This window comes from Terrisporobacter sp. (assembly GCF_017888745.1).
Taxonomy (GTDB): Bacteria; Bacillota; Clostridia; order Peptostreptococcales; family Peptostreptococcaceae; genus Terrisporobacter.
In genome coordinates this window covers 1-6,793 of the sequence record NZ_JAGHFM010000157.1, presented here as the reverse complement: position 1 = coordinate 6,793, position 6,793 = coordinate 1, and the positions used below count along the sequence as shown (strand labels likewise).

The following is a 6,793-nucleotide window of genomic DNA, read 5'->3' as shown; positions in this document are numbered from 1 at the left end:
ATGACTAATAATAGACAATATTTTCAAGGGCTCATATTGTAGATATAATCACAAAATATGTATGATAAGAGCCCTCAGTAATAAGAAATGATTATCATGATACAAGTAGTAAAATAAACGAAGGTACAGAATTTATAATAAAATTACCTAAATAGAATATAAAAATAGATTACCTTTTAGATAAGGTAATCTATTTTCATATTATTCAAAAGGACAACTAACTACATTAATTAAATCAGTTGTTTCTATAAGTGATGAGGTGTTATGATGAGATTGCTCTGCATGAGCCTCATTTAAATTATTTATAGAATTTAAATCTTCTTTATCTTCAATAGGTATTATTTCATAGACATACTTACCATTATGATTGTATTTATTTACCCAAGTAGGTATGCAAGTTACCTTCTTAACTGTTGCTTCATCCTCATTACTTTTTTTGTTATATCTATATTTACCATTAATCCATCTTCACTATAAGCACTCACATTTTCTCTTCTTTGATTAGATATATAATTTCCTAAAGAGTATATTACTACAGTTTCAGTCTCTCCGTCAGATGACTTGATTGTTTCTACAGGTTGAACTACATGAGGGTGAGATCCTATAATAATATCTACACCTGCATTACATAATTTTTGTGCCAGTTCTTTTTGGAAATTAATTTCATCTCTAGTATACTCAACTCCCCAGTGTAAAACTACTATTTGAATATCAGTATCTTCTAATTTATCTAATGTAGTAGATATTGTATCAAATGCACTGTCCACATCATGAGCATCAAAGATATTCATCTTATCTTCAAAATCTTCGGATATTTTTATACCGTTCAAATATTTATTATCATTTTTTATATCTCCGTAAGAATAAGATGTAATACCTACCTTTATATTATTGATATTTTTTATTAAAAAATCATCATCGTCAATATTTTCTCTAGTGCCTACAGTATCAAAGCCTTTTTCTTTTAATACACTCAATGTTCGACTAACACCTAAGTCACCTTTATCAAAGCTGTGATTATTTATAGTAGACAATAAATCAAATCCTGCATTTTTCAAAGCATCAGCCAACTCATCAGGAGAATTAAATAAAGGATAAGAGCTATAAGGATATACATCATTACCTGCTAAAGTAGTTTCTAAATTTGCTAGGCTATAATCTGCTTTTTCGATATATTTTTTCACATGTTTGAAATTATTATCAAATGAGTAGGTTTTATTAGATGAATCGTACTGAGCATTTAGTTGAGGTCCATGAACCATAATATCACCGGCAGCTAAGATGGAGGCACTATAAGTCTCAGGCTCATTATTAAATACAGAAGATATATTTTTTTTATAAGATTCTTTGTTAGATTTAGATGTTTTTTCATAAGACAAAATTCCTAAGACTACTAAAGATAACACTAGAAAAATAATAAATATCTTTTTTTTTGATATTTTTTTGTTAGACATAGACTTTCTCCCCTTATATAAATTACTAAATTATGTAAAATAATTACACTAACTATATAATAAGTTGAAAATACAAAAATTTCAATTATATGTTAAAAATTGTATATATGATAAATACCTTGACAATAATGAGATAAGAAAAATAATAAGGTGAAAAATATGAATAATGTACAAAAAGGTAAATTAGGAGAAGAAATAGCACAAAAATATTTGATTTCTAAAGGTGGAAAAATTTTAGAAAAAAATTATAAAACGAAAATGGTCGAAATTGATTTAATAGCAAAATTAAATGGAGAATTAGTTTTTGTAGAAGTAAAAAGTAGAAGTAATATTAATTATGGATACCCATCAGAAGCTGTTAATTACAATAAAAGAAGAAAGATAACTAATGTAGCCAAGTTTTATATTTTAGAAAATTGTTTAAACGATATATCTATAAGATTTGATGTAATAGAAATATATCTTAGAAATAACAAGGTAAATCATATAATAAATGCTTTTTAGGAAGGTTAAATATGTTGAGTATAATTAATTCTAATAATTTAATAGGTTTAGAAAGTTTTTTGGTTAAAGTAGAGACGGACATAACAAGAGGAATTCCTTCTTTCAATATAGTTGGACTTCCAAGTACAGAAATAAAAGAAGCTAGAGAAAGAGTAAAATCCGCCATAATAAATAGTGGTTATGATTTTCCAAATTCAAGAATCGTAGTAAACTTATCGCCAGCAGATATGAAAAAAGAAGGATCATTTTTAGACTTACCAATATGTATAGGAATATTAAGAAAATATATAAATAAAAATGAATTATATTTAGATGAATGTATATTTGTAGGAGAGGTATCATTAGATGGTCATATAAGAACAATTAAGGGTATTCTGCCTCTTGTAATAGGAGCGAGGGAACAAAATTTTAAAAGAATATTTATACCATTTGATAATTTAAAAGAATGTAATTTTATTGACAATATAGAGATAATACCAGTCAAAACTATAAATGAGTGTATTAATTACCTTAATGACACTTATGAAATAAAGAGTGAATATAAAGATATAATTGAAGGATATAATGAAAATATTTATAGTGAAGATTTTCAAGAGATAAAAGGAAATTATTTTGTTAAAAGAAGTGCTGAAATTGCAGCTGCAGGTAATCATAATTTGTTGTTAATTGGACCTCCTGGTTCTGGTAAGACAATGGTTGCAAAACGTATAAGAACAATATTACCACCTTTAGATAAAGATGAAATAATTGAAATTAGTAAAATATATAGTATTGCAGGATTAATAGATGATAAAGTAGGGTTAATCAATCAAAGACCTTTTAGATCACCTCATCATAGTACAACTATCCAATCTCTAATTGGTGGAGGAGTAAGGTGCAAGCCTGGGGAAGTAGTCTTATCCCATAGAGGTGTATTATTTTTAGATGAAATAGCAGAGTTTGATAGAAAAATATTAGAAAGTTTAAGGCAACCTATGGAAGACAAGTATGTAAATATATCTAGAGTTAAATATAATATAAAATATCCAAGTAATATGCTTGTTGTAGGAGCTATGAATCCCTGTCCTTGTGGATTTTATATGTCTGATAAAGAATGTAAATGCAGGACATATGAAATAAATAGATATAAGAATAAATTATCAGGGCCATTACTGGATAGATTTGATATATTTGTGGAAGTAAATCCTATACTATGTGATGACTTAAATAAAAAGTCTCAAGGAGAAAAATCTAAAGATATAAGAAAAAGAGTGACCAAGGCTAGAGAAATACAAAGAGAGCGATTTGAAAATGATAATATAAAGAGTAATAATGAAATGACATCTTATATGCTAGATAAATATTGTAATTTAAATGAGGAATCTATGGATTTGACTAATAAAATATTTAATAAATATAAATTAAGCAATAGAAGCTATACTAAGTTGATAAAAATGGCTAGAACTATTGCAGATTTAGACGGAAGTAAAGATATAGAAGCAAATCATATAATGGAGTCATTTTCTTTTAGAAAAGCTTATTATACTTACTTTAGATAGGAGTTAACTATGAATAAAAGAGATGCATATTTATTACTTAAGTCAATTAGTGGAATAACTACAAAAACAATTGGTAAAATAATAGAAGAAGTAGGAAATATTGATAAATTTATGGACTTAAGTGAAAAAGAAATATATAATTTAAAAAATATAAATTTAAATATGAAAGAAAATATAGTAAAATATAAAAGTCATTTCTATTTAAATGAAATTAAGGAAAAAATATATAAAAACTCTATAAACTATATTTGTATAGAAGATGAAGAATATCCAGAAAAACTTAAAAATATCTATAACCCTCCTTTATTATTATTTTTTAAAGGAGATTTATCGATAATAAATCAGAATTTAAATATTGCTATGGTTGGCTCAAGAAAGCCAACACCATATGGAATTAACTGCGCTCAGAAAATAAGTAGAGAACTTGGACAGATAGGCATTAATATAATTAGTGGATTAGCAATAGGTATAGACTCTTATTGTCATATAGGATGTATGATGAATGGTGGAAAAACTATTGGGGTACTAGGCTCTTCTGTAGATAATGTTTTGCCTAAATGCAATAGACCTTTAGCAGATGAAATTTTATCAAAAGGTGGCCTTATTATGTCTGAATATAACGTAGATACTATTGTAACACCAGGTAACTTTCCTAGTAGAAATAGAATTATAAGTGGTCTTAGTGATGGTGTTATAGTTGTTGAGGCGGGACAAAAAAGTGGTGCACTAATTACTGCTGATTTTGGTCTTGAACAAGGAAGAAACGTATTTGCAGTACCTGGAAATATTAATTCTGATATGAGCAAAGGTTGTCATAAGATAATAAAAGAAGGTGCTAAGTTAATAGAAAATATTGATGATATTTTAAATGAATATGATAATAATAGTTTTAATTATTATAAAAATAGTATAGAATATGATATTAGCGGTTTAAGTAATGAAGAATTAAAGATAATCGAAGTAATTAAAAGACAAGGTGTCTTGCAAATTGATGAAATTTGTGATAATACTGGTATTGAGATAAAAATTGTAAACGCAATAATAAATGATTTATTACTAAGAGACTTAGTTGTTGAAATGAACAATAAAACATACAGTATAAACTAAAACAAAGGGTGGGGGTGTAATAATGGCGAAAACATTGGTAATTGTGGAATCGCCTGCAAAAGCTAAAACAATAGAAAAATTCTTAGGAAAAAGCCACTATACAGTTAAGGCTTCAGTTGGTCATGTGAGAGATTTACCTAAAAGTACTTTAGGTGTTGATATAGAGAATAATTTTGAACCTAGATATATAAATATCAGAGGTAAAGGTGATCTGATAAAGGAATTAAAAAAAGAAGCAAAAAAATCTAAAAGAGTGTATCTAGCTACCGACCCTGATAGGGAAGGGGAAGCTATATCTTGGCATTTAGCATATATCCTTGGAATTGATACAGATGATGAATGTAGAATAGAATTTAATGAAATAACAAAGGATGCAATAAAAAAAGCTATTAAAAATCCAAGGTCTTTAGATTTAAAATTAGTAGACGCTCAACAAGCAAGAAGGGTACTAGATAGATTACTGGGATATCAAATAAGTCCAATACTTTGGCTAAAAGTTAGAAAAGGTCTTAGTGCAGGTAGAGTACAGTCTGTAACTACTAAACTAATTTGTGAAAAAGAAAGAGAGATTAATGATTTTGTTCCTAAAGAATATTGGACATTAGATATTGAAGGTAAAACAGAAAATGGAGAAATAGCTTTATTTAAATTTGTTTCATTAAATAATGAAAAAATAGAATTAAATAATGAAGAAGATGTTAATAATATCTTAAAAAATATTGAGAATGAAAATCTGATAGTAGAAAAGATAGAATCAAAAACAAGAAGAAAATCTGCTCCTAAGCCATATACAACAAGTGTACTTCAACAAGATGCAGCTAATAAGCTTTCTTTTACAACTAAAAAGACGATGATTATAGCTCAAGAACTTTATGAAGGTGTAGATATTGAAGGTGAAGGTACAGTAGGTTTAATTTCCTACATAAGAACAGATTCTAAGAGGATTTCTGATGAAGCTAAAGAGAAAGCAAAATCATTCATATTAGATGAATTAGGAGAAAAATACTATAAAGAATATAGTGATAAAAAAGATGGAAAAGAAAAGAAAAAAGTTCAAGATGCTCATGAGGCAATAAGACCTACTTCTGTTATCAGAACGCCAATGAGTGTCAAAAACTCTTTAAGCAAGGATCAATTTAAACTTTATAATTTAATATGGAGAAGATTTGTAGCTAGTCAAATGGAGGATTCCATATTTGATGTGCTGAATATAGATTGTAGAATAGGAGATGCATTATTTAGAGCTACTGGTTCTGTTATGAAGTTTGAAGGTTATACAAAAATATATAACTTTACTGAAAGAGAAGATAAAATTCTTCCAGCTATAAATGAAGGTGATGAGTTAAAAGTAAATCAATTTATTCCAGTTCAACATTTTACTCAGCCACCAGCAAGATTTACAGAAGCAAGCTTAGTTAAAACACTTGAAGAACTTGGAATAGGTAGACCTAGTACTTATGCGCCAACTATAGCTACTATATTAAATAGAGGATACGTTGAAAAACAAGGTACAAGTTTACATCCAACAGAACTTGGGATTATAGTTACTGACATATTAAATATAAATTTCCAAAAGTTCATTGATGTTGACTTTACAGCTCAAATGGAAAATAAATTAGATGAAATTGAAGAAGGAAATATACAATGGAAAAGTGTAGTTTCTGAAGCTTATGAACCATTAAAAGAAGCTATAGAAGAAGCAAAAGAAAAGATTCAAAAAATAAATATGGATGAAGAAACGGATGAAATCTGTGAATTATGTGGATCGAATATGGTAATTAAATACGGAAGATTTGGTAAGTTTATGGCTTGCAAAAACTATCCTGAGTGTAAAAATACTAAACCTTTAGTAAATAAAGTGGGTGTAAAATGTCCTAAATGTAAAGATGGAGAAATTATACTTAGAAAGTCTAAAAAGGGGAAGGCTTTTTATGGATGCTCTAACTATCCAGAATGTGATTTCATAAGTTGGTATAAACCGACAGGGAAACTATGTAAAGAATGTGGTAGTTATATGATAGAAAAACAGACAAAAAATGAAACTAAAGAAGTATGCTCTAATAAAGAGTGTAAGGCTGAAGGAAAGATAATTGAATAATATTAAAAAAATGACAGAAAATTAAGAAAAGTAAAATCGATTAGTTGTTAATAACTTAATTCTATGTTAGAATAAAATGGGTAGAATAAAGT

The 6,793-nt window shown here is 27.6% G+C and carries 5 protein-coding genes; 4 read left to right on the top strand and 1 reads right to left on the bottom strand.

Going from position 1 to position 6,793, the window contains the following annotated elements; translation table 11 throughout:
• Positions 1 to 398: 398 nt before the first annotated feature.
• Positions 399 to 1,454: a CapA family protein gene (locus J7G74_RS07720; RefSeq protein ID WP_297133762.1), complete on the bottom strand. Its 1,056-nt coding sequence runs from the start codon at positions 1,452 to 1,454 to the stop codon at positions 399 to 401.
• Positions 1,455 to 1,613: 159 nt separating this feature from the next.
• Here J7G74_RS07720 and J7G74_RS07715 point away from each other — a divergent pair, with 159 nt between their 5' ends.
• Genes J7G74_RS07715 through topA form a run of 4 tightly spaced genes read left to right on the top strand, consistent with a single transcriptional unit; the run spans position 1,614 to position 6,701 of the window.
• Positions 1,614 to 1,958 (top strand): YraN family protein, encoded by a 345-nt coding sequence (locus J7G74_RS07715; RefSeq protein ID WP_297133760.1) that lies wholly within the window; start codon positions 1,614 to 1,616, stop codon positions 1,956 to 1,958.
• A gap of 11 nt (positions 1,959 to 1,969) precedes the next feature.
• Positions 1,970 to 3,496 carry a YifB family Mg chelatase-like AAA ATPase gene (locus tag J7G74_RS07710; protein WP_297133758.1) on the top strand — a complete coding sequence of 509 codons (1,527 nt, stop codon included), beginning with the start codon at positions 1,970 to 1,972 and terminating at the stop codon, positions 3,494 to 3,496.
• 9 nt (positions 3,497 to 3,505) lie between these two features.
• Positions 3,506 to 4,603, top strand: a complete 1,098-nt coding sequence (dprA, locus tag J7G74_RS07705; RefSeq protein WP_297133756.1) for a DNA-processing protein DprA — start codon at positions 3,506 to 3,508, stop codon at positions 4,601 to 4,603.
• A gap of 22 nt (positions 4,604 to 4,625) precedes the next feature.
• On the top strand, positions 4,626 to 6,701 hold the full coding sequence (gene topA / locus J7G74_RS07700; protein WP_297133754.1) for a type I DNA topoisomerase: 2,076 nt from the start codon (positions 4,626 to 4,628) through the stop codon (positions 6,699 to 6,701).
• The last annotated feature ends 92 nt before the right edge of the window (positions 6,702 to 6,793 follow it).